We start from the raw sequence: 23481 nt of genomic DNA, 5'->3' as shown, positions 1-23481 counted from the left end.
CGGCGCGGCCGTCTGCGATTTGCGTAGCGGTGTGTTGGAGATTGATGGCCGCAGCCACCGCCTGGAGCCGCGCCTGGCCGGCGTGCTTGATCTGCTGGTGCGGCGGGCCGGGGCGCCGGTGACGCGCGATGAGTTTCTGGAAACCGTGTGGGATGAGGACGGCTCCGATGAAGCGCTGAACCAGGCGATCTCTCGCCTGCGCCGCTTGCTGGGGCGCGCCGACCTGATCGTCACCCTGCCGCGCATCGGTTATCGGCTGGCGCTCGATCCGGCACCGGGCGTTCTGGCAGGATTGCCGGCGGGCGAGCGGTCATCCGCCTCGCTGGGCGCGTTATTGTCTGGCCTCGACCGTAACAGCTTCATCGCCGGCTTTGTCGCGGCGGTTCTGTGTTGCGCTGTGCTGTACGCCCTGTTCGGCACCCGCATCGTCGAGCGGGAATTCGAGATCCGGAGCGACGCGGCGCCACTCGCGGACGAAATCGACGACCTGCCTGCGTTGCCCGACTGACAAAGGCTGACGGCAGCGCTTTGACATGTCCCGGCCGCTCCGTCGGTCTGGCACAGAGACGGCGCGCGGCAAGCGAGCCGGCAAGCACGGTATGGACCGGAAGCGACGGTCCGCCCGCGATGCGGACCGCCCTTCAGCCTGTGACCGGATCAGTCCGGACCGCCCGAGCAGTTTCCGAGCGGAAAGCGGGTGTAATACGGTGTGATGGTACCGACCGCCTGGCCCATCAGGACCTGGCTGCCATGGCAGTATTCCGAGGCATATCCGACATCCTCGGTCAGGGTCGCATCGCTGTAATACGTGTATTCGTAGAAAGTTCCCGGCCCCCCGGCGAGGGCGGCACTGATGCTGACTGCGCCAAGCATTGCGACCGCAGCGGCGGCCAGAACTGTTTTACGTAACATCGGTATTCTCCTCCGGTTTCACTGCAATCTAACGCTGCAGCACCGCAAACGTTATACGGAATCGAAACCGAGTCTAGGGTTGTATTGGACCGCTACACGTTATGGCCTGGCGGGCGGGTGACGGGACCGGTCCTGGGGGCATGGCGGGGGTCGTTCGAATCAAGCGCCACCAAGCGCGCCCCTGGTTGCTCGCCCGTTCTTCAGAGAATCATGCCCGTCCAGGGCCCGGCATCAGGTGGCTGTGATCACGGCGCAGGCAATGCGCGCGCCGGCGCCGCCGATGGGCTGGCTGGTCTGGTCGTCGCTGCCGGCATGGATCACCAGAGCGGAACCGTCTTCATCCAGCAGGGCGGGCAGGGCGTCGGAGCCATTCAGGCTGACGCGGGTCGTATAGACCTCGGCCCGGATCGAGCCATCGCCATCGACCCAGATATTGGGCAGGTCGGCATTGTCGGGGCCTTCAGGGTTGAGCAGGCCGTGCTGGCGCCCCGACGGGTTGATATGGCCGGCCGAGGAGGTGAAGTCCTCCGACGAGCAATCACCAATACTGTGCAGATGGACGCCATGCCATTGATTGCGGGCATCCTGTGGCAGGTCATCGGCCTCGATACGGATGACAACGCCTTCACGCCCCTGGTGCAGGCTTGCCGAGCCGGCAGCGCTGCGGTCGCGGATGATCAGCTCACCGCTGGCGGTTTCGATGGCTGCGGCTGGCGGTGTCTCGGCCTGGCTGCACGCTGTGGCGGGCAGAAGCAGGACGCAAGTGGTTGCGATCAGGATGCGCGGGATCATGGGAGCCTCCGATTTGCTGCGGGCAATTTCTGTCAGGCCTCAGCTCTACGCTGCCCGGGCCCGATCGGCCAGCATTGGCGCAGGCGGGCTCCAGCCAGGAGCGGGCGAGGCGGGGCCGATGAAGCCAGACCGGCGACGCAAAGCCAGGGGTGGGTGACGCGCCGGACGCCGGAAAGTGACCGAGGTATTTCAGTAATTTAATCCTGTCCGGACACGGTTTTGCGTGCATCGGGACGCGCGATTTGTTTTCATCGGCCGGGTAGGGCGTTTGAGTCCGGCTCGGGCCGAAGCGCCGGCCAGACAAGTGGAGATGCGTGACCCATGGTGACAGGACGACACGAGAAACAATCCGAATCCCTCGAGGTTCGCCTTGGCTTTGACGCCAAGCGCGCCTTCATGGAGGCGTGCCGTGAAAAGGGCATGACCGCCAGTGAGGTGGTCCGGCATTTCGTGGAGACCTATCCCGTGAGTCCCGTCCGGCGCCCCTGGGCCCGTTTGCCAACCCAGCTCACGGAGTATCCCATGACTCTCACCCTCACCGCCCTGCTCGCCACCAGCCTGGCCGCCAGCACATTATTGCCGCTCCAGCCGGCGACCGCCAATCGGGAGGATCCGGAAAACAGTTTCGCCCGGCTCGATGCCGATGGTGACGGCTATTTCAATCGTGTCGATCTCTACCATGCGGCCGGTCTGACCGATGATGGCCGGTTGGGCGAGGGGCTGCGCAGCGAGGCGATGGGGTCCATCACCGAGGCCATGGCCCAGTTTGGCCCTTCCTTGCAGGAGGACATGCTCGACCCCGAATTCGTCGAGGGTGTGATGGAAAGTGCGGAATCCGGCGCCCGTAGCGGCGTCGATCAGGCCTTCACGGATCTGGACACGGACCAGGACGACCGCGTCAGTCTCGCTGAATTCCTTGCCGCCCGACAGTAGGGCGTCGCGCCTGTCCTGTTACGCCGGGCAGCGACCGCCGGTGATCCGCGCCACAACGGCCGGATCGCCGTCGGTGACGGCCGGGTCAAGGCCGAGCGCACAGGCGATCATCAGATAGACATTGACGTTCTCGAAGGCGTCCGGCTGCGTGCCCCGGGGGAAGATCGGACCGGCACCGATGAAGGTCGCGCCCATGCTTTCGTCACGGCTGTCATAGCCGTGCGCGCCATGCATGCCCGCTGGCCACGGACCGGAGAGGTCCGCATCGCTGCGCGTCAGCAGCCAGCCTGGCTCCGCCAGAATGAAGAGGTCGGGGCCGCGGTCGGGATGGTCGAAATGCCAGGTGCCGGGCATCTCGCCGCGGCGATAGACAGAGACATGTTCATTGGCGCCATCGAGCGCGGCATAGGCCCGCTCGACCGCCGCGCTGTCTCCATAGCCCATCACATAGGGTTCGAGCCCGGGGCCATACCGCCCGGAAAATTCCGGGATGAAGAGCCCGTCCAGATCGGCCAGCGTGTCGAGCGCGACGGAGCGTTCCATCGTGACCTCCGCCATACCGTGATCGGAGACGATGATGATATTGGTGCGGTCGATCAGGCCGCGCGCGGTCAGGCCGTCAATCAGCTCGCCAACCAGCGCATCGACGCGGGAGACGGCTTCGCCCTCTTCGGGCGTGAAGGGGCCGGCGCCATGGGTAATGGTGTCGACATGGTCGAAATACACGGCGGCCAGGCGCGGCTGCTGGTCGGCCGGGGCGTCAAACCATGACAGCACTTCGGCGACACGATCCTCATAGGGCATTTCGTGGACATAAGTGTGCCAGACCGTGGGGCGGATGCCGTCATGCTCGATCTCGGAGCCAAGCCAGAACATGATGCCCGAGCGCACGCCCTGCTGCTCGGCCGTGATCCAGATCGGTTCGCCGCCCCACCAGCGCGGATCCTGCGGGCCGCCATTCCGGTTCGAGAAAACCTCGTCATAGCTGCGGTCATAGGGCGCGTTGGAGACCATGCCGTGATGTTGCGGATAGAGACCGGTCGCCAGCGAATAGAAATTGGTGAAGGTCTTGGACGGCATCACCGGATACATGCTTTGCGGCCGCACGCCTCGCGCTGCCAGGGCGCGCAAATTGGGCGCATCCCAGCGGTCAATCGCATCCGGGCGCAGCCCGTCGAGACCGATCATCAGCACGATCGGCTCCTCGCTGACCACCGGCAGCGCCGGGGTGTGGGCGCAGGCAGAGAGAGCGAGCAGCGCGAAGCCGGTGATGGCCCGAAAGAACAGGCGAGGGTTGGTCATGATCATCATCCCGTCTGGCCAGGCGATTTCCGCCAGCTGATGCGTTTGAGCGGCAGGTTTCGACACTGCGCCGGTTTTGGCAAGCCTTCCCCGATTAGCACCCTTGCGAGACAGTTTCTTGTCAGCCTCAGGAGCGGTCCCGGCCAGCCGACGCTACCGCCGAGCGCATTTGCCCTACGGGCCTGTGATTGTTAAGTGTTGGTGACAGGAAAGCCGCCTGATTCACGCACCGATTCTGTGTGCTCGATACAAGGCGGCGTTTTGCTTTGCGCAGCGGGGTTTTGGGCCCGGCAGCGACGCGAATGAGAGAGGACCGCCTTGAGCGATCACGATGATGTTCTGACCCCGCCGCCCGGTCTTCCGGAAGGCGTTGGCAATATTTCCATCGAAGACGAGATGCGCACCTCCTATCTCGATTACGCGATGAGCGTGATCGTGAGCCGTGCCATCCCGGATTCGCGTGACGGTCTCAAGCCCGTGCACCGCCGTATTCTCTGGTCGATGCATGAAAACGGCTACACGCCTGACAAACCCTATCGCAAGTCGGCGCGGGTCGTCGGTGATGTGATCGGTAAATACCACCCGCATGGCGATCAGGCCGTCTACGACTCGCTGGTCCGCATGGCCCAGCCCTGGTCGATGCGTCTGCCGCTGCTCGACGGGCAGGGCAATTTCGGCTCGGTCGATGGCGATCCGCCCGCCGCCATGCGTTATACCGAAGTGCGCATGGACAAGCCCGCCAGCGCGCTGCTGGCCGATATCGACAAATCGACCGTCGATTTCCGCGAGAATTATGATGGCCAGGAGCACGAGCCGACGGTATTGCCGGCCCGCTTCCCCAATCTTCTCGTCAATGGCGCGGGCGGTATTGCCGTCGGTATGGCGACCAATATTCCGCCGCACAATCTGGTCGAAGTGATCAATGGCACCCTGGCCTTGCTCGACAACCCGCTGATGGGCGAAGAGGAATTGCTCGAGCATATTCCCGGTCCGGATTTCCCGACCGGCGCCCAGATCCTGGGGCGCTCCGGTGCCCGCAGCTCGGTGGCGACCGGGCGCGGTTCGATTATCATGCGCTCGCTGACCACCGTCGAGGAAGTGCGCAAGGATCGCATGGCGATCATTGTTCACGAGATCCCCTTCCAGGTGAACAAGGCGACGATGATCGAAAAGATCGCCGACCTTGTGCGCGACAAGAAGATCGAAGGCATTGCCGATCTGCGCGACGAATCCGACCGCACCGGTATGCGTGTCGTGATCGAGCTCAAGCGCGATGCCAATGCCGATGTCATCCTCAACCAGCTCTATCGCTGGTCGCCGATGCAGACGAGTTTTGGCGCCAATATGCTGTCCCTGGTGCGCGGTCGTCCGCAATTGCTCGGCGTTATGGATATCCTCAAGGAATTCCTGCGTTTCCGCGAAGAAGTTGTGGCGCGCCGTGCCAAGCATGATCTCGCCAAGGCGCGCGATCGTGCGCATGTGATCGTCGGTCTGGCTCTGGCCGTCGCCAATATCGATGAAGTCATCGCCCTGATCCGTGCCGCGCCGAATCCGGCCGCTGCGCGTGAAGGCCTGATGGCCCGCGCCTGGCCGGCCAATGATGTCGCTCCGCTGGTCAGCCTGGTCGCGGATCCGCGCTCGGTGCTGCAGCCGGACGGGACATTGAAGCTGACCGAGGAACAGGCGCGCGCCATTCTCGAGCTGCGCCTCAACCGCCTGACCGGTCTGGGCCGCGACGAGCTCGGCAATGAAGCGGCAACCCTGGCCGAACAGATCGCGGATCTGCTCGACATCCTGCGTTCGCGGGATCGGGTGATCGAGATCATCCGCGACGAACTCACCGATGTGCGCGAGAATTTCGGAACCCCGCGCCGCTCCATCTTCATCGATGGCGAGTTCGATTTCGAGGACGAGGATCTCATCCCGCGCGAAGAGATGGTCGTCACCGTCACCCATGGCGGCTATGCCAAGCGTACGGCGCTGTCCGATTACCGGGCCCAGCGCCGCGGCGGCAAGGGCCGTTCGGGCATGGCGACCAAGGATGAGGATTTCATCACGACCCTGTTCGTGGCCTCGACCCATGCGCCGCTGCTCTTCTTCTCCAATCGCGGCATGGTCTACAAGACCAAGGCCTGGCGCCTGCCACTGGGCGCGCCGAACACGCGCGGCAAGGCGATGATCAATCTCCTGCCGCTCGACCAGGGTGAAACCATCACCTCAATCATGGCGCTGCCGGAGGACGAGGACAGCTGGAGCGAACTGAATGTGATGTTCGCGACGGGACGCGGCACGGTTCGCCGCAACCGCCTGTCCGACTTCGTCCAGGTCAATCGCAATGGCAAGATCGCGATGAAGCTGGAAGAGGATGACAGCATTGTCGCCGTGCGCCTGTGCACCGAGGACAATGACGTCTTCCTGGTCTCCAATCGCGGCCGCGCCATTCGCTTCCCGGTCGATGATGTCCGCATCTTTGCCGGCCGGTCTTCGGTCGGTGTGCGCGGTATCCGTCTGGCCGAGGGCGACAGCCTGATCTCGATGGCGATCCTCAACCATGTTGATGTCACCTCGCCGGAAGCGCGCGCCTATCTCAAACACGCCACCGCCATGCGCCTCGCGCTCGGCGATGAGAGTGATGACCAGGCCGTGGCCGAGCCCGTTGATGGCGATGATGAGGGCGAGATTGCCGCCCTGTCGCCGGAGCGTATCGCCGAGCTGGGCGCCGCCGAGGAATTCCTCCTCACCGTCGGTGTCGATGGCATGGGCAAACGCTCCAGCGCCTATGATTACCGCGTCATGGGACGTGGCAATCAGGGCGTTGCCGCGACCGATCTCAAGCGCGGTGTCGAACTGGCGGCGAGTTTCTCCGTCGATGACAGCGACCAGATCATGGCGGTCACCGATGGCGGGCAATTGATCCGCTTCCCGGTCGACACGGTGCGCATAGCGGGCCGTTCGACCCGCGGTGTGCGTCTGATCCGGCTCAATGAGAAAGAGAATGTCGTCGCCGTCGTGCGCATCCAGGATGCAGGCGATGAGGATGACGAGGAGCATGACGGCGTAGATGGCGGCCTTGATGGCCATCCAGACGCCAGCGCCTCCGATGCCGGCGACGCCTCCGAAAACTAGTCAATGCGATCGGTGAGCCTGCCGGATTTGGCGGGCTCACCGATCGCCTCGATAGGCGGTCCGGAAAACCTCCATCTGCTGGCGATAATGCCGGGCGCTGCCGATGGAGCCCGCATGCAGGGCCTGGCGGACCTGTGCCCGTGATGCGGTCGTGACGGCGCGCCGGGTCTGATGAAACGCCTCGAGACCGGGATGCGCATCGAGTTTGCAATGGGCGAGCATGCGCGCGATCTGGGCGGCGGGCTCGGCGATCAGGGCCTCATATTCCACCGTCAGAATGGCCTCGCCATACAGGCCGGCCCAGTGGTGATAGAGCCGGTCCTCGGCCCGAAACTTCGCCGCGATATCGGTCAGTGACCAGCTCCACTCCATGCCCTGGCTGAACCAGGTCCGAAAGCAGGAGAGGGCCGCGTCCTCCGGGGTGCGCCGGATCCAGATGATCGGTGCATCGGGCAGGACGTGGCGGATCAATCCCGTCATCGGTGCCGTGTTCAGGCTCTTGTCGACAATCCGCCCTTCAGGGCCAAAGCGTGCGGTGAGCATGTCCAGATAGGTGTTGCCGATCCCGGTCCAGCCGCCCCGGTCCGCCGCTTCGAAACGGCGCGCTGCCGCCATCGAAAGCTGGCCAACCGGCGCGAGTGCGGCGGAAAGCAGGTTGAGCTCGCCGCCGCCGCTGATGGCGGGATGTGATGTCAGTATCTGTTCGACCAGTGTGGTTCCCGAGCGCGGCAAGCCGGTAACGAGGATCGGGCGATCGGACCGGCATTGGCTCGGCCTCAGCCCCGTTTCGGCGCGGTCAAATTCATGGATCACCTGACGCGCGAGCGCGGATGCCGCCCCGCTCTGGCAGGGCCGCAAGGTCTGCATGATCGCTGCGCCCGCTTGATAATCGCGGAATGCGTCATCATGGGCGCCGATATCATGCCGGCATTTGGCGAGCGCGAAGAGCAGGCTGGCGTGAACTTCCGGCGGCTGGCCGGCGAAGTCTGGACGCAGTGATGCCAGTCGCCTGTAGTCGGCATCATCCGCGGTGACGGGTTTTGCCGAGACCAGGATGATCCAGCTGGCACCGCTCAGCGGAGCCTGCTCGAGCGCCGCCCGCAGCGCCTCGATCGCGGCGTCATTCTCGCCCATTTGTGCCGCCAGGACTCCGATGAGGTGATTGAGCGATGGCGGGTCGCCATGGGCGGGCCTGAGCGCCCGCGCGCGGTCGAGGGCGGGCTCGACCTGGCCGCATTTCGCCATCAGGGCGAGATGGGTGAGGTGGTCGGCGAGTTGCCCCGGGCCCTGCGCCAGCGCCCGGGCGGACAGGGTCTGGGCGAGGTCGCAGGCATTGAGCGCATCAGCCATCCGCGCCAGCGCCTGCCAGGGCAGGGCGGTATCCGATTCCAGCGCGTTCAGACGGGTGAGCGCTGCGAGACAGGCCGGCCGGTCGCGGGCCTTCAGGGCGGCGATGGCCTGGTTGCGTAACTCACCGGGCGTGGCCATCGGATCCTCCGGACGGGCAAGGCAGACGACACCATATTTACCCGTGCCGAGACCGGTTTCAAACCGCGTCGGGCCGCTTATGCGACGAAGGCGGCGTGCACCGGCGCCGGTCGTATCCAGCCGTCATTCGTCGCGCCGATGCGGCCCGCCTGCCCGGACACGCGCTGTATTTTTCGACGGACGCAGGCGCGCTTTGTGGCCGGCTTGCAGCTTCAGGCGTTTAAAATCCCGGCCAAACACGCTAATAGGCGATGAGTTGGTGAATGCTGCGGGCAGATTGCCGTTGCCGGGAGAGTTGATTTTCATGACCCGAACCGCGCTGTATCCAGGTACTTTCGACCCGCTCACCAATGGCCATCTCGATATTATCGGACGGGCGGTGAAACTGGTTGATCGCCTGATCATCGGTGTCGCGATCAACGCCGCCAAACAGCCCCTCTTCACGCTTGAAGAGCGCGTCGCCATGGTGCGCTCGCAGGCGGCCCAATTCTCGGACCATGCGGTGATCGAGGTCATGCCCTTTGAAGGCCTGTTGATGCATTTCGCCGAACAGGTCGGGGCGCAATCGATTGTACGCGGACTGCGTGCCGTGTCCGATTTCGAATATGAATTCCAGATGGTGGCGATGAATCAGCAGCTCAATGATGATATCGAGACCGTCTTCCTGATGGCGGACCCACGCCACCAGGCCATTTCATCCCGCCTCGTGAAGGAAATTGCTTCGCTCGGCGGTGAAGTTTCGGCGTTTGTGCCGGCGGCCATCAAGGCCCGTTTGAAGGAGCGTCTCGCGTGATCAAGCATCTCTCACTCTCCCTTGTCCTGGCTATGGGGCTGACCGCTGCTGCCTGTGCGCGCGAAGCCGAGACCCCGCAGACATCCGATCCAGCCATCACCACACTCGTCCAGGACGAGACCCTGGGCGGCGGTGCTGTCGCCTATGATTTCCCCGAGGACGCCTGGCGCGATCTCGACCCGGAAAACACGCTCTATATCGAGACGCCGCATGGCCGCGTTGTCGTCGAGCTGGCCCCGGAATTCGCGCCGACCCATGTCGAGCGCATGAAGACGCTGGCGCGGGCGCAATTCTATGATTTCCTCGTCTGGCACCGCGTGCTCGACGGCTTCATGGCCCAAGGCGGCGGCTCGCGCGCCAATCCCAATCACCGCAGCGAACTGCCCTCGATGAACTCGGAATTCACGGTGCGCCGCGGCGCCGAATTGCCGGTCAGCGAATTGCAGGACCGGATGATCAATCGCGATGCCAATCCACGTTCAGCCCGCGCCGGTTTCTGGAACGGCTTCCCGGCCGGCACCCAGACGCTGGCCGCCGCGGCCCTGACCGGCGATGGCATGATCAATAGCTGGCTCCTGCATTGCACCGGCGCCGCCGCCATGGCGCGGACCAATGATCCCAACAGCGCCGGCAGCCAGTTCTACATCACGCGCGGCAATGCCGAGCACCTCAACACGATCTATACGGTGTGGGGCCGCGTGCGCGCTGGCCAGGAGGCGGTTGACGCCCTGCGCCTCGGCACGCTGGGTCAGGATCCGGGCTTCGTGCCGGACACGATTGATTCCATGCGCGTCGCCGCCGACCTGCCCGAGGCCGAGCGCACCCATGTCCAGGTGATCGACACCGAGAGTGCCGCCTTCACCGCCTATCTCGATTCACTGCGCAATGCCGCCGGCGCTCTGCCGGATGTTTGCGAAATTCCCGTGCCGACACGAATTCTGGAGTAAATTCAATGGCTGAAGAACAACTCGTATTCACCCTCGAGGGTGGCGACGTGACGATCAAACTGCGTCCCGACCTGGCGCCCAAACATGTCGCCCGCATCACCGAACTGGTGAAGTCCGGCTTTTATGACGGTCTGACCTTTCACCGCGTGATCGACGGTTTCGTCGCCCAGGGCGGTTGCCCGGACGGCAATGGCATGGGCGGATCGGGCACCAAGATCCCGGCTGAATTCAATGCCGAAAAACACGTCCGCGGCACCATGTCGATGGCGCGCGCATCCGACCCGAACAGCGGCGACAGCCAGTTCTTCATCTGCCTGGATGCCGTGCCCTATCTCGACAACCAGTACACGGTCTGGGGCGAAGTGATCGACGGCATGGACCATGTCGACGCCATCCCCAAGGGCGAGCCACCGGCAAAGCCTGGCAAGATCGTCAAGGCGAGCATCGTTGAGGTTTAGGCCCCGGCGGATGTGCTGAATTGAAGAGCCGCGATGCCCTGGGGGTGTCGCGGCTTTTTGTTCGCTGGGGGGCGAGCGTAGTGCGGTGGATGCCCTGCGCCGCACATGGGAAACGACGCTCCTCCTCTTTTCGCGGCCAAATCTCGATGACGATTAGGCCCCTTCAAAACACGCCCGCGCCGGGCAGAGCGATCCCTGAAGCCCTTGCCAAGCAGGGCGCCAGACTGGACTTGTCTCGTCAAGGGCGCGCAGCGCCGCTTCGCGGTTTCACCCTTGACGAGACAAGTCCAGTCTGGCCGGATCCCGGCATGGTTTTCAGGGCGGGCTCTGGCCCTGCGTGGGGCCTCTCACCTCAAATCACCACGCGTTGTCATCCCTGACGGATGCCCGGACGCGCCAGCGATCCGGGCGGAGATCAGGGACCCAGACGCCCGACGCATGTGGCTTGCGCGATTGGCTGAACTCATCAAGCTGGAGTCGCGATGGAGGTTCTGGGTCCCTGATCTGCGCCCCGCTTTTGCGGGGCATCCGTCAGGGATGACATGTGTTGTTCTTGTTGGGAGGTGGCGTTCGTTGCGCTTGCCAGGGCGGTCGCCGCCGCTGGCGATACCGCATCGCCGTTTTCCCTCCCCCAAACCAAACTTCCCCGCTACACTGCCCCGATCATGCCACCGCCGAAAGCCCTGACATGCCGCGCCACACGCTTCCCGCTCTCATCCTCGCCGCCGCGCTTTGCTATCCCGCTGCAGCCTTCGCGCAAACGGACAGCCATGCCCGCGACACCGTCGAATCCGTCTGCGCGGCCTGTCATGCGATCAGCACGGTCGAGCGTAGCTCCGGCTATACCCGCGATGACTGGCGCGCGCTGACCTCGACCATGGTGGATCTGTCAGGCGCGCCGGAGATGCAGGCCGAGATCCTCGACTATCTGGCGGAACATTACCCGCCGAACGATAACCGGGCCGCGACACCGGTCGACGGGCCGCTCACCATCCGCTTCGAGGAATGGCAGGTGCCGACCCTGGGGCAGCGTTCGCGCGATCCGGTCGAGGGGCCCGATGGCCATATCTGGTGGGTGGGGCAATGGCTGGATATTCTCGGCCGGCTCGATCCGCAAACGGGGGCGATGGAGGAATTCGATCTGCCCGCCGGCGCGCGGCCGCATTCGGTGACGATCGGCCCGGATGGTGATGCCTGGTATACCGGCAATCGCAACGCCACCATTGGCCGCTTCGATGCGGCGACCGGCGAGATCACCGAGTATCCGATGCCCGACGAGGCTGCGCGCGATCCGCACACGGCCGAGTTCGACGCCGATGGCATCCTCTGGTTCTCGCTCCAGGGCAGCAATATGATCGGCCGTCTCGACCCGCAAAGCGGCGAGGTCCGCCTGGTCACCAGCCCGCGCGAACGCTCGCGCCCCTATGGCGTGAAGATCGCCGCCGATGGCATGGTCTGGGTCGCCTGCAATGGCGCCAATTGCCTGCTGCGCGTCGATCCGGACACGATGGCCGTCGAGGAAATCACGCTGCCGGACGCCGGCACGACCGTGCGCCGCCTCGATATCGATAGCGATGGCATCATCTGGTGGGTCAATTCGGCACTGGGACGGCTCGGCCGCTACGAACCGGCCACCGGCGATATCCGCGAATGGGCCTCGCCCAGCGGTCCGGATTCGCACCCCTATGCCATCGCCGTGTTTGATGGCGCGATCTGGTACAATGAAAGCGGCGTGAGGCCCGACATGCTGGTGCGCTTCGACCCCGAAACCGAGGCTTTTCAGAGCTGGCCCATCCCTTCAGGCCCGGTCCATGCCGGCATCTTGCGCCACATGCGCACCAGCCGCGATGGCGAGGCCCTGCTGATCCATCAGAGCGGGACCAATCATATTGCGCGGGTGAGTGTGGAGGGGCGTTGAGGAGGGGGCGCGCGCATCCTGGGGCGGGCGCGGGTCGCCTCTCAAGACCGCATGGTCTTGTCTGAGGCATAGGCCCCCTGCACAACAAAAGGCTGGTGGAGTGTCCTCCCTACTCAGACAGATGCGCGTCGCAATAGACGGCTGTTACTGTTTATTCTTGGATATGTACCGAGAAGCCACCGCCACCGCTTGGACAAATACGAGGATGCCTGCCAGGAGTAATGGGCGGCCCCAGGAGAGCAAAAGCGGCTCGTCTTGGGTCCAAGCTAGAAGGAGGTCGAGAAGCGCCCCGGTGAAAAGCCCGACCAGAGCGGCGATCAATAATGCCCGGCCCACAAATATGACGTGCTGCATGGCTACCTCTATTTCTCGTCCAGATCATATTGCCCACAAATAACGGGCACGGGCGCGCACACCATCACCCTCGGTCCAAATTTCTGCAAAATTACTTCCCTTCAAAACTTGCCCGCGCCGGGCGCATCGACCCCTGAAATCCTTGCCAAGCAGGGCGCCAGACTGGAATTATCTAGTCAAGGGCGCGTAGCGCCGCTTCGCGGTTTCACCCTTGACTAGATAATTCCAGTCTGGCCGGATCCCGGCATGGGCTTCAGGGCGAGGTGTGGCCACGGGCCTACTCGGGACTAAACACAACATAGCTTTTTCCCCGGACGTGTTCCGGGGTCTGCCGGAGGGAAATCCAGCCAGGCGGTCAACGCGTGGTAGGCCCCGGAATTCGCTGTGCTCCTCCGGGGGAAGAGCTTGAGACAATTAATTCTCAAAAGTTCAAAAATATCGTCACCCTGACAACGGTCAGGGCCAAGTTCATAGAGCGGCGACGCAATGAAGTCTGTCGCCTGTTCTATTCGCGTGACGGCTGAAACCGGGGCCTGACCGTCGTCAGCATGACGTTTGATTGAGGCGGTTTGATCGGGAGGGCAGACATGGTCAGGACCCGGAAAACTGCTCTCACGGCTGAGCGTCCGCCGCCCTCAGCCGCAGCCTCGCCAGCAAGGGCCGATGATCCGACCCCGTATTCGGTCCGGCGTGGATCGAGATCGTCTGCCAGGCTTCCCCGGCGAAGATATGATCAATCCCCAGCAGCATCGGCGCAAAGGGCGGCGTGCCCCAGCCGGCCTGTTCGAACCGGCCCTCGGCGGGGAAGGTGGCGATGCCGATCGAGCGGCGTTCCAGGCCGAAATCGCGGCTGAGCCGGGAGAGCGCGAGGGCCGGGGCGGCGGCGTTGAAATCGCCCATTATGACGAGGCGGTCCTGCGGCCAGTGCGCCAGCGCCCGCGCCAGGCCGCGGCGCTGGCAGTCCTGGGTGGCGCCGGGGAAGGGCCAGGTCAGATGTACCGAAACGAAGACGGCCTCGCTGCCATCGGGCAATTGCAGGCGGGCCCAGACGGCGGGCGGCATTTCCCAGTCGCAGGGAATGGTCGCCGCAGCCATCACTTCGGGCGGGGTCTCGACACAGCCCGATGCAAGAATGGGCAGATTGCTCAGCAGCCGGTTGGAGCGGCAGCGCGCCGCGAAAGCGTATTGCGCCTGCATGGCATCGGCAGCGGCGCGCGCTTGCCCGAACGCCTCCTGAAGAGCGAGCACATCGGGTGCCATCGGCGGGAGCAGGTTTGCTGCGGCGTCGGGGGAAGCATTGCGGCCCCACAGATTATGGGTGCCGATAGCGAGGTCGATTTCGCCCGGGCGGGGCGAGGCGGGGGTTGCCGCAAACGGGTCAGGCATCGCGCGCCAGCTTTCACCAAGGCCCGGCGCGATGATGGCCAGCAGGGCGGCCAGTGCGATCCAGCGGACCTGTCTGTGACGATTGCCGAGCAGAAACAGGACCCCGAGCGTCGCCAGGACCACCAGGATGGGCCACAGCTCGCGCAAGGCGTCAAAACCGCGCCAGAGCGGGGCCAGGGCCAGTATGACGGCGAGACCGATCAGTCCGGCGAGGACGAGAATGGCGCTGATTGTATGACGCAAGGCAAGGATCCGGTCGCGGCGTTTGAGCCTTTCACTACACCGCAAAGATTGCGAAGCCGTGAGTCCGAAGCTAGACCCCTGCGGATGCGCGTAGATGATTTCGATTTTGACCTGCCCGAGGCCAGTATTGCCTTGCGCCCGGCGCGGCCCCGCGACAGCGCGCGGCTGCTGCATGTTGATGCCTCCGGCGCGCTCGCGGACAGGCAAGTGCTGGACCTGCCGGACCTGTTGCGGGCCGGCGATCTTCTGGTCTTCAATGATACCCGCGTCATTCCGGCAGCCCTGGTCGGCACCCGCGCCGCGCGCGCGCTTGGCGGCGGCGGAGATGTCAGCTGCGAGATCAATCTGCACAAGCGCGCCGGGCCGGATCGCTGGCGCGCCTTCATCCGCCCGGCCAAGCGGCTGAAGATCGGCGACAGCATCGCATTTGGCACATTCTCCGCCGAAGTGATCGAGAAGGGGCCCGGCGGCGACACGCTGTTGGCCTTCGATCTGTCCGGCGCCGTGCTCGATGAAGCTATCGCCGCGACCGGTGTGCCGCCTCTGCCACCCTATATTGCTCGCAAGCGAAGTGTTGATGCGGCCGATGTCGAGGATTACCAGACATTGTTCGCACGCGAAGATGGTAGCGTGGCCGCACCGACCGCCGGCCTGCATTTCACCGAGCGCCTGTTCGACGCCCTGGCCGCGCGCGGCGTCGAGCGCTGCGATGTCACCCTGCATGTCGGCGCCGGCACCTTTCTGCCCGTCAAGGCCGAGGATACGGCAGACCACCGGATGCATGGCGAATGGTGTACGGTCAGCGAGCAGGCAGCCAACGCCATCAATACGGCAAGGTTACAGGGCCGCCGCGTCATCGCGGTCGGCACCACGGCGCTGCGCACCCTGGAGAGCCTGGCGCCGGAAATCGGCCGCATCGAATCGGGCAGCCGCGACACCGAGATTTTCATCACGCCCGGCTATGATTTCCGCATCACCGACGCGCTTTTGACCAATTTCCACCTGCCGCGCTCGACGCTTTTCATGCTGGTCAGCGCCCTGGCCGGGCTCGAAACCATGCAGCGCGCCTATGCCCATGCCATTGAAAACGGTTACCGTTTCTATTCCTACGGGGATACCAGCCTGTTGGAGCGCGCCCGATGAGCGTCTTTGCCTATGAAATCCACGCGACAGACGGGGCGGCGCGCACCGGCGTGCTCAAGACCCCGCGCGGCGATATTCGCACCCCGGCCTTCATGCCGGTCGGCACGGCGGGCACGGTCAAGGCGCTCTATATGGACCAGGTCAAGGAGACCGGTGCCGACATCATTCTGGGCAATACCTATCACCTCATGCTCCGCCCCGGTGCCGAACGCGTCAAGCGCATGGGCGGATTGCAAAAATTCTCCACCTGGCAAGGCCCCATCCTGACCGATAGCGGTGGTTTCCAGGTCTGGTCACTGTCGAAACTGCGCAAGATGAACGAGCAGGGCGTGACCTTCCAGAGCCATATCGACGGCTCGAAACATCACCTCTCGCCGGAACGCTCGATCGAGATCCAGGCTGATCTGCTCGGCGCTGATATCTCCATGCAGCTCGATGAATGCACCGCTTTTGGCTGCACCCCTGCGGAGGCCCAGGCCTCGCTGGAGCTTTCCCTGCGTTGGGGCCAGCGCTCAAAAGACGCGTTCGGCAGCCGCGATGACCAGGTCTTGTTCGGTATTGTCCAGGGTTCGGTGTTTGAAGACCTGCGGCGCCAATCGGCTGAAGGGCTTAAGGAAATCGGATTTGATGGCTATGCCATTGGCGGCCTCGCCGTCGGTGAGGGCTTCGAGCAGATGTGCGATGTGCTCGATTTCACCACACCGCATCTGCCGGTGGAACGTCCGCGCTATCTGATGGGCGTCGGCAAGCCGATCGATCTGGTCGAGGCGGTCGCGCGCGGCGTCGACATGTTCGATTGCGTCCTGCCGACCCGCTCGGGCCGCCATGGCCAGGCCTGGTCGGATTATGGTCCGATCAATATCAAGCGCGCCGAATTCATCGAGGATGACACGCCGCTGGCGCCGGAGATCGATTGCCCCGCCAGCCGCGACTATTCCAAGGCCTATCTCAATCACCTCTTTAAATCAGGCGAATACCTCTCGGCCATGCTGATCTCCTGGCACAATATCGCCTATTTCGAACACTTGATGGCCCGCATCCGCGCCGCCATCGCAGCCGGTGAGTACGAGGCATTCCGGCGCGAATTCCGGGCGAAATGGGATCAGGGCATCGCCGAGGCGGCGACGCGCAGCGCATGAGCGGCGCGCCCCATATCCGTGCCCTGACGGCGGAAGATATCGCCGTCCGGCTGGATGAATTCTGCGACCTGCTGCTCGATATCGTTGGTGGCGGGGCGTCGATCGGCTTCATGGCGCCGCTCTCCGCAGAGCGGGCGCGCCTGTTCTGGCAGGGAATTATTGCCAGTGTCGAGCGCGGCGAGCGCATCCTGCTGGCGGCGACGGACGGTGAGGGAGGCCGCGTGACCGGTTCCGTCCAGCTGGTCCTGGCCCAGCCGGACAATCAGCCGCATCGCGGTGATGTCTCCAAAATGCTGGTTCATTCCAGCGCCCGGCGTCAGGGGCTCGGCGCGGCCTTGCTGGCCGCAGTCGAGACGGCAGCGCTTGAGGCTGGCAAGACCCTGCTCGTGCTGGACACGGTGCCGGGTACGCCCGCTGATCGTCTCTATCACCGCGCCGGCTGGACGGCGCTGGGCGTTATTCCCGGCTATGCGCTGATGCCCGACGGGGCGGCGTGCGATACGCGTCTTTTCTGGCGCCAGCTCGGCCCCGCGTCCTAATTCGAGGCTTCCACCAGCCCATAGGCCTCGAAAGCCCGTCGCATCTGAACAGCCGGACAGCCAAACCCGTCATAAATTCCGCGCAGATAGGCGCGGCGGCGCTGGGCCATTTCACGGCGTTCGCGGGCATCGGTCTCGATCCGGCCGGCACCGCCGATGAAGCGGATCACCGGGCGGACCGGGTTGAGACCGACAATCGTGGAGTGATACAGGCCCCAGGCACCGTCCGTGGCGAGTTCCGGTGCCTGCGAGGCGAACTGCGCGCCCTGGCTGATCCAGCCCTCGCGCTGCGTGTCTTCCTCGGCCTGCTGGCGCTGTGCTTCCTCGACATCAGCCCCGAGCACAACCGTCAGCCGGGCGACATCGCGCGCAATGGTCGAACACCGCCGCGGCGAGCCCTCGCCGCCATAGGGTGTGGGCACGGTGTCGTCGCCCTCATCGACCATGACAGGGCCGGGCCGGTCGCGCGGCAGGCCGATGGCATCCTCGACAGCCGTGCTGGTTTCTTCACGGCCAAAATTTCCGGCGCTCTGGCCGGTCGACGAGCATGCGCTGGCGGCTAACGCCACCATCACACATGTCAGGAGACTGATCTTTCCACTCATGCATTCGATATTACCGCCAATTATGGCAAAATCGCATCCGGATTGCTGAAATCCATAGGCAAAGCGCGATTGACCCGCCGGAATCGGCCCTATAGGTAGAGCCCTCCTCAAATGAGGAGCCTGTAGCTCAGCTGGTAGAGCAACTGACTTTTAATCAGTAGGTCCCGGGTTCGAGCCCCGGCGGGCTCACCATTTCTTTTCAGACATTGAGATCGTGACCGAACCGGCGAGCCCCTGCTTGCCAGCCGGGCTGTGCCGGATGGTGTTCGTGCTGTCTTCAGTGCGTCTTCAGCGCTTCGGCGAGGAAATCGAACACGCGCCGGACCCGGCGGCTGGTCTTGAGTTCGGAATGGGCGGTGAGCCAGATCGGCAGGGCGGGCATGGGCGTGTCGGTTACGATTCGTTGCACCGCCGGTTCTGCGAGCCCGATTTCCAGCTGATTGAAGCCGATCCCGAAACCGGCGATGACCATTTGCCACCCCACGACCTGGCTGTCGCATCGGAAGCCGAAGAAATGCCGGTCGACGTGGAGCCCGGCTTCGGCGAAGCCGCGCAGCATCACCTCGCTGCGGTCATAGCCGATCACGTCATGACTACGGAATTCCTCCAGCGTCGTCGGTGCGCCGCGCCGGGCGATATAGTCATGCGCCGCGAACATGGCGAGTTGCAGGTCTCCGACCTTTTTCGTGAACACGTCCGCCTGGGTGGGACGGTACATGCGGATTGCGATATCGGCCTCGCGCTGCAGCAGGTTTTCGCTGCGGTCGGAAGAAACCAGTTCGACTTCGATCTCCGGCTCGGCCCGGTGCAGGGCGGTCAATATGGCGGGCAAGGTATAGGTCGACATGATCTCCGAGGCGGTGATCCGGATCGTGCCGCCAATGCGTTCGCTGCGGCCGCTGGCGGTGAGGGAGAGCTGGTTGGCGGCCGTTGCCATCGCGCGGGCATGCTCGACCAGGTCGGCGCCGGTCGGCGTCAGCGCGAGGCCATGCGGCGCGCGATCAAACAGGCGCACGCCCAGCTGGTCTTCCAGCGCCGCGATATGGCGGCCCATGGTCGGCTGACTGCCGCCGGTGGCGCGGGCGGCACCGGACAGCGTGCCGTGTTCGGCGACCGACAGGAAGGTTTGCAGGTGGGACCAATCGAAGTCGCGTATCATCGGGTATCCAAAAATGATTAAGAGCTAGCCCAAAATGTAGGCCTTTCAATCAAAAATGAATGAGCGCGCATCGCAAGTCAAACGGAAACCGGAGCGACGCCATATGCGGCAGCGATACTACTCGCTGCTTACCAGTCCCGCCTCGGCCAATGCGACGAGCAAGGCCATCTGGATCGCCTCGTGCGAGTCCTGATCAAGCCAGCTCTCATTGGGCGCGTGGGCATTGCGCGAGATGCCGCCGCGGCTCATCGTCACCGACGGGACGCCCCGCGAGATGGGAATATTGGCGTCGGTGGAGGATGCGGTCAGTTCCGGCTCCTGGCCCATGGCCCGGATCGCTGCCATGGCGTGCAGTACGATCGGCGCGTTGAGATCGCCTTCGCCCGGCGGCCGGGAGCCGACGGGATCGAGATCGACGGTCAGGGCTTCATTCTCGCGCCGGCGCGCATTGGCCGCCTCCAGTGCCGCATCGACCGAATTCAGGAAGGCCTGGTGCAGGGCATCGAGTTTTTGTGGATTGGCCGAACGCATATCAACCTCCATCCAGCTCTCGAAGGGAATGGAATTGACCGAGGTGCCACCGCCGACGCGGCCGAAGGAGAAGGTCGCCTTGGTGCCGTCCAGGGTGATCGGTGTTGCCGCTTCGGTGAAGCGCAGGATCGCCTCGGCCAGGGCCTGGTGCGGCTGGGCGCGGCCGAAATGTCCGTAGGAATGGCCGCCGGGGCCCCGGAAGGTGACGCGGTAGCGGATCGAGCCAACCGCGGTGACGACCAGGCGCGCGGCATCGCCGCCATCAATCGCGATGAAGCTGGCAAAGGGGGAGGCGTCAGTCTCATAGAGATGGCGCACACCGCGCAGATCTCCGAGGCCTTCCTCGCCGACCGAGGCGATGAAGACGAGGTCATCGCGGGTCTCGATCCCGGCGCGCTGCATCGCGTCGATCAGGCTGAGCAGGACCACAAGTCCGCGCGAATTATCGCCAATGCCCGGCGCGGTGAACAGATCGCCCTCACGGTGCACGGTGACGTCTGTGCCTTCCGGGAAGACGGTGTCGAGATGGGCGACAATGGCGATACTGCGCGCCTCGCTGCCGGCGGTGCCGGGACGGCGGGCGATGACATTGCCAACCGCGTCAATCGAGACATCGCTCAGGCCGAGCGCCCGCATCCGCGCCGCCATGTCAGCGCCGCGCGCCTGTTCGGCGAAGGGCGGGGCGGGGATTTCCGTCAGCTCGACCAGGCGCTCATTATTGAGCGCGCGCATCGCCTCGATCTCGGCAAAGGCGGTCTGGACCTGATTGTCGGTCAGCAGACCGGCGACGATGCCGTCATCGACCGGCGCTGCCGGCTCCACTGGAGCGACTATCCCGGCAGGCGCAGCCGGGGGCGTCATCCAGCCCGTGCTGGCACAGCCGCCGAGCAGGGCGAGGGCGGCAAGACTGGCGATGATCGTTCTGGTGGGCATGATAACTCCTGACGCGGCGGATTTGCGGTCAAATATAACGGGAATGACAGGGCTGGCCAGCGCCCGCCGCCCGTCTCAGGCGCCCAGCCAGACCGCGATCGCAAGAAGGATGCTGGCGATGACGATAAAGCCGGCCCAGAGCGGGGCGATGAATTTGGCCCAGTCGAGCCAGTCAATACGGCCGGCGGCGAGATAGGCCAGCAGCGTGCCCGAGGTCGGGGTCAGCATATTGGTGATGCCATTGCCGAACAGGAAGGCGATGACGGTGGTTTGCGGCCCGACATCGGCCAATTGCGCCAGTGGCGCCAGGATCGGCATGGTGACGGCCGCCTGGCCCGAGGTCGAGGGGATGAGGAAGTCGAGCAGGAGCTGCGAACCGAACATCGACAGGGCGGTGACATAGGCGCCGTGCTCGCCGACCGCCCCATTGAGGGCATGCACGATGGTATCGAGGATGCGGCCATCCTCCAGTACCACGGTGACGGCCATGGCGACGCCGATCAGGGCGCTGGCGAGCAGCACCTTCTTCATGCCGGAGATAAAGGCGTCAGCGCTGTCATTCGGCGACAGGCCACTGGCGGCGGCGAGGCCGAGGCTCATGGCGATATAGCAGGCTGAAAGCTCGTGATGCGACCATTCCCAGCGGGTCGATCCGGTGAGGATGATACCGATTCCGGCGACCAGGATGGCCAGCATGGCGCCTTCACGCCATGTCATGTCGGGGACCGGGTGATCGCTGACGGTGATGGCGCGGCCATCCGTCATGCCGCGGACGCGATAGAGCAGAAAGCCGATCCCGGCAGCGAGGAAGACGGCATAGAAGGCGAGGCGCAATCCGGCGCCGGAAAAGATAGGCACACCGACCAGCGGCTGGGCGATGGTCAGGGGGATCGGATTGGTGACCGAGGCGAGATAGCCGACCTTGACCGCGATGGTGACGATCGCGAAGCCGATGATCGGCGACAGGCCAATGCGCAGGGCCAGCGCTGTCATCACCGGGATAACGATCAGATATTCCGAGGCGAGTCCGAGAAAGGCACTGCCGGCCGAGAAGATGGTCATCAGGGCTGCGACCAGCACCATGACATTGCCCTTCACGGCATGCAGCAGCCGGTTAATGCCATTCTCCACCACGCCGGCTCGGTCGAGAATCCCGAACAGCCCGCCAATGATCAACACCATGAAGATGAGATTGGCGGCGCGCTGCAGGCCTTCGGGAATCGCGCGCACGGTCTCGGTCAGGCTGACCGGTGTGGCCATGCCCTCGCGGGCGTCGACCGGGACGAAAACTCCCGTCAGCGACCAGTCCTTGGCCATGGGCGCATAGCTGTCGGGCACGATGAGCCGTCCGCTGCGCTCATAGCTGCCCGAGCCGACCAGCCAGGTCATCAGTGTCGCCAGCAGCAGAATTCCCAGCAAGATGATGACCGGATTCATCGGGCGGGCCGGTTTGGCAGTGCTTGTCATCGGCTCTGTCCTGGCTGGATCCGCGCGCGCAGATCGGTGGCAATCGCCTGGGCGAGGCGGGTGAGATCGCGTTGGAGCTGGTCAAAGCCGGGCGAGGGTTCGAAACGGGTCTCGTCGAGATAGAGGGCGCGATTGATCTCGATCTGCAGGCTGTGGCGATCGCGCGCCGGATCGCCATGGCGGCGCACGATATCGCCGCCCTTATAGGGCTGGTTACGCGCGACGGAATAGCCGCAGGCGCGCAATTCACACTCGACCAGATCGGTGAATTCCGCCGCTGCACTGCTTCCGTCGAGATCGCCGAGCACGATGTCGGGCCGCGCCTGGCCCAGATCGATATTCATCGCATTGGCCCGCGATTTCATCGAGTGACAATCGATATGCCAGACCGCTCCGAAGCGGGCGTGCAGGGCATCGAGCCGGTCGGCGAGGGCGCAGTGATAGGGCGTGTAGAGCGTGTCGATCCGCTGGTGAATTTCCTGCGGCGTCAGCGGTCCGGCATACATGGGCAGGCCGGGCAGGATCAGCTTGCGGATCAGGCCCATGCCGCGCGCGCTATAGCGCGTCGGTGCCAGCTTGCCCCAGGCGAGCGGCCATGCCCCGTCGACCATATCCGGATCGATATCATCGACCGCCCTGTTCGGGTCGATGACGATGCGGGCGAAATCCGCCTCGATCAGGCTGGCGCCTGCCGCGACCGCGCCGCGCCACAAATCCGGAATGAAGGCATCCCAGGCGGTGAGCTGCTGCTCGCGTGTCGCCAGTGTCTGGAAGCCGGGCGGCAGCGCTGTGCCGCTATGCGGCGAATCCAGCACCAGCGGAAGGGTTGCAGCCTCCTCCGGCAGGCAGAGGCGGAAAGCGGGCGCGGCAGGACGGGGTGTCAGCACGAAGAACTCCGGGCACCGTGGATTCGGCGCTGCCGGGCAATCTTCCGGGAATTCGCGCGGTAGACCAGCAAATAGTGATGGCCGGGCCCCAGGCAGACCCAGGTCTAGGGTCTGTACTCAATAAGGGGATTCCCGGATCGTTGATTGCGTGATTCACTTCTGCGCGAAGCAGGAGGAGATCATGGCACGTTATGATTTGAGCGATGAAGAGTGGGCGCTTGTCGGGCCGCTCTTGCCCAAGCCGGGCAAGGGCAAGCGGCGGGTGGACGATCGGCGGGTGGTGAACGCGATCTTCTATGTGCTGCGCACCGGGGCTCCGTGGCGCGACCTTCCCGGTCGGTACGGCCCTTACACAACGGTCTACAACCGGTTCAATCGCTGGGCCAAGCGAGGTATCTGGTTGAGGGTGTTCGAGGAATTGGCCCG

22 protein-coding genes and 1 tRNA gene are annotated in these 23481 nt (G+C 64.3%); 12 read left to right on the top strand and 11 right to left on the bottom strand.

Going from position 1 to position 23481, the window contains the following annotated elements:
- Window positions 1–31 precede the first annotated feature (31 nt).
- Window positions 32–508, top strand: coding sequence for a winged helix-turn-helix domain-containing protein (locus BLT42_RS04775; RefSeq protein WP_176780256.1), 477 nt, complete (start codon window positions 32–34; stop codon window positions 506–508).
- Window positions 509–657: 149 nt separating this feature from the next.
- On the opposite strand, the gene BLT42_RS04770 is transcribed toward BLT42_RS04775, so the two are convergent.
- Window positions 658–912, bottom strand: a complete 255-nt coding sequence (locus BLT42_RS04770) for a hypothetical protein (protein WP_143024049.1) — start codon at window positions 910–912, stop codon at window positions 658–660.
- A 231-nt stretch (window positions 913–1143) separates the two neighbouring features.
- Window positions 1144–1704: a superoxide dismutase family protein gene (locus BLT42_RS04765; RefSeq protein WP_091767622.1), complete on the bottom strand. Its 561-nt coding sequence runs from the start codon at window positions 1702–1704 to the stop codon at window positions 1144–1146.
- Between the two features lie 321 nt (window positions 1705–2025).
- Between BLT42_RS04765 and BLT42_RS04760 the strand changes: the two genes are divergently transcribed.
- Complete coding sequence (locus BLT42_RS04760; RefSeq protein ID WP_091767619.1) at window positions 2026–2637, top strand: EF-hand domain-containing protein; 612 nt, start codon at window positions 2026–2028, stop codon at window positions 2635–2637.
- Window positions 2638–2655: 18 nt separating this feature from the next.
- Here the strand turns inward: BLT42_RS04760 and BLT42_RS04755 are convergent, their stop codons facing one another.
- Window positions 2656–3939 (bottom strand): nucleotide pyrophosphatase/phosphodiesterase family protein, encoded by a 1284-nt coding sequence (locus BLT42_RS04755; RefSeq protein WP_091768134.1) that lies wholly within the window; start codon window positions 3937–3939, stop codon window positions 2656–2658.
- Window positions 3940–4257: 318 nt separating this feature from the next.
- Between BLT42_RS04755 and gyrA the strand changes: the two genes are divergently transcribed.
- Entirely contained in the window at window positions 4258–7065 is a 2808-nt protein-coding gene (gyrA, locus tag BLT42_RS04750; protein ID WP_091767616.1) for a DNA gyrase subunit A, read from the top strand.
- Window positions 7066–7101: 36 nt separating this feature from the next.
- Here gyrA and BLT42_RS04745 read toward each other — a convergent pair whose 3' ends face one another.
- Window positions 7102–8553, bottom strand: a complete 1452-nt coding sequence (locus BLT42_RS04745) for a tetratricopeptide repeat-containing sulfotransferase family protein (protein ID WP_091767613.1) — start codon at window positions 8551–8553, stop codon at window positions 7102–7104.
- Between the two features lie 123 nt (window positions 8554–8676).
- Window positions 8677–8859, bottom strand: a complete 183-nt coding sequence (locus BLT42_RS14950) for a hypothetical protein (RefSeq protein ID WP_143024048.1) — start codon at window positions 8857–8859, stop codon at window positions 8677–8679.
- On the opposite strand from BLT42_RS14950, the gene coaD reads away from it, so the two are divergent.
- The 4 genes from coaD to BLT42_RS04725 all read left to right on the top strand — a co-directional run bounded on the left by coaD (window position 8858) and on the right by BLT42_RS04725 (window position 12669).
- Window positions 8858–9346, top strand: a complete 489-nt coding sequence (coaD, locus tag BLT42_RS04740; RefSeq protein WP_091768132.1) for a pantetheine-phosphate adenylyltransferase — start codon at window positions 8858–8860, stop codon at window positions 9344–9346. The genes BLT42_RS14950 and coaD overlap by 2 nt on opposite strands.
- On the top strand, window positions 9343–10293 hold the full coding sequence (locus BLT42_RS04735; protein ID WP_143024047.1) for a peptidylprolyl isomerase: 951 nt from the start codon (window positions 9343–9345) through the stop codon (window positions 10291–10293). The genes coaD and BLT42_RS04735 overlap by 4 nt, the downstream gene beginning before the upstream one ends.
- Window positions 10294–10298: 5 nt before the next feature.
- On the top strand, window positions 10299–10751 hold the full coding sequence (locus BLT42_RS04730; protein ID WP_091767607.1) for a peptidylprolyl isomerase: 453 nt from the start codon (window positions 10299–10301) through the stop codon (window positions 10749–10751).
- Window positions 10752–11439: 688 nt separating this feature from the next.
- Window positions 11440–12669 carry a Vgb family protein gene (locus BLT42_RS04725; protein ID WP_091767604.1) on the top strand — a complete coding sequence of 410 codons (1230 nt, stop codon included), beginning with the start codon at window positions 11440–11442 and terminating at the stop codon, window positions 12667–12669.
- A 966-nt stretch (window positions 12670–13635) separates the two neighbouring features.
- Here the strand turns inward: BLT42_RS04725 and BLT42_RS04715 are convergent.
- On the bottom strand, window positions 13636–14652 hold the full coding sequence (locus BLT42_RS04715) for an endonuclease/exonuclease/phosphatase family protein (protein WP_176780255.1): 1017 nt from the start codon (window positions 14650–14652) through the stop codon (window positions 13636–13638).
- Between the two features lie 84 nt (window positions 14653–14736).
- Between BLT42_RS04715 and queA the strand changes: the two genes are divergently transcribed.
- Genes queA through BLT42_RS04700 form a run of 3 tightly spaced genes read left to right on the top strand, consistent with a single transcriptional unit; the run spans window position 14737 to window position 17473 of the window.
- On the top strand, window positions 14737–15795 hold the full coding sequence (gene queA, locus BLT42_RS04710; RefSeq protein ID WP_091768126.1) for a tRNA preQ1(34) S-adenosylmethionine ribosyltransferase-isomerase QueA: 1059 nt from the start codon (window positions 14737–14739) through the stop codon (window positions 15793–15795).
- Window positions 15792–16934, top strand: coding sequence for a tRNA guanosine(34) transglycosylase Tgt (gene tgt, locus BLT42_RS04705; protein ID WP_091767599.1), 1143 nt, complete (start codon window positions 15792–15794; stop codon window positions 16932–16934). Before queA ends, tgt begins: the two co-directional genes overlap by 4 nt.
- Window positions 16931–17473 (top strand): GNAT family N-acetyltransferase, encoded by a 543-nt coding sequence (locus BLT42_RS04700; protein ID WP_091767596.1) that lies wholly within the window; start codon window positions 16931–16933, stop codon window positions 17471–17473. The genes tgt and BLT42_RS04700 overlap by 4 nt, the downstream gene beginning before the upstream one ends.
- Here BLT42_RS04700 and BLT42_RS04695 read toward each other — a convergent pair.
- Complete coding sequence (locus tag BLT42_RS04695) at window positions 17470–18078, bottom strand: hypothetical protein (RefSeq protein WP_233342322.1); 609 nt, start codon at window positions 18076–18078, stop codon at window positions 17470–17472. The two genes, BLT42_RS04700 and BLT42_RS04695, sit on opposite strands and share 4 nt — an antisense overlap.
- 116 nt (window positions 18079–18194) lie before the next feature.
- Between BLT42_RS04695 and BLT42_RS04690 the strand changes: the two genes are divergently transcribed.
- Window positions 18195–18270, top strand: a tRNA-Lys gene (locus BLT42_RS04690).
- 85 nt (window positions 18271–18355) lie between these two features.
- On the opposite strand, the gene BLT42_RS04685 is transcribed toward BLT42_RS04690, so the two are convergent.
- The 4 genes from BLT42_RS04685 to BLT42_RS04670 form a co-directional block, all read right to left on the bottom strand.
- Window positions 18356–19237 carry a LysR family transcriptional regulator gene (locus BLT42_RS04685; RefSeq protein ID WP_091767593.1) on the bottom strand — a complete coding sequence of 294 codons (882 nt, stop codon included), beginning with the start codon at window positions 19235–19237 and terminating at the stop codon, window positions 18356–18358.
- Between the two features lie 117 nt (window positions 19238–19354).
- Window positions 19355–20701, bottom strand: a complete 1347-nt coding sequence (locus BLT42_RS04680; protein ID WP_091767590.1) for a M20/M25/M40 family metallo-hydrolase — start codon at window positions 20699–20701, stop codon at window positions 19355–19357.
- A gap of 75 nt (window positions 20702–20776) precedes the next feature.
- On the bottom strand, window positions 20777–22168 hold the full coding sequence (locus BLT42_RS04675) for a YfcC family protein (protein ID WP_233342321.1): 1392 nt from the start codon (window positions 22166–22168) through the stop codon (window positions 20777–20779).
- A complete protein-coding gene (locus tag BLT42_RS04670) occupies window positions 22165–23055 on the bottom strand; it encodes an N-formylglutamate amidohydrolase (RefSeq protein ID WP_233342320.1) in 891 nt (296 codons plus the stop codon). Before BLT42_RS04670 ends, BLT42_RS04675 begins: the two co-directional genes overlap by 4 nt.
- Before the next feature lie 181 nt (window positions 23056–23236).
- Between BLT42_RS04670 and BLT42_RS04665 the strand changes: the two genes are divergently transcribed.
- A partial coding sequence (locus tag BLT42_RS04665) for an IS5 family transposase (protein WP_143024046.1) occupies window positions 23237–23481 on the top strand: 245 nt, incomplete at its 3' end.

Source organism: Maricaulis salignorans, assembly GCF_900103475.1.
GTDB lineage: Bacteria > Pseudomonadota > Alphaproteobacteria > Caulobacterales > Maricaulaceae > Maricaulis > Maricaulis salignorans.
Note: the sequence above shows the minus strand (reverse complement) of the source record. Positions and strands in the feature narration are given on the sequence as shown.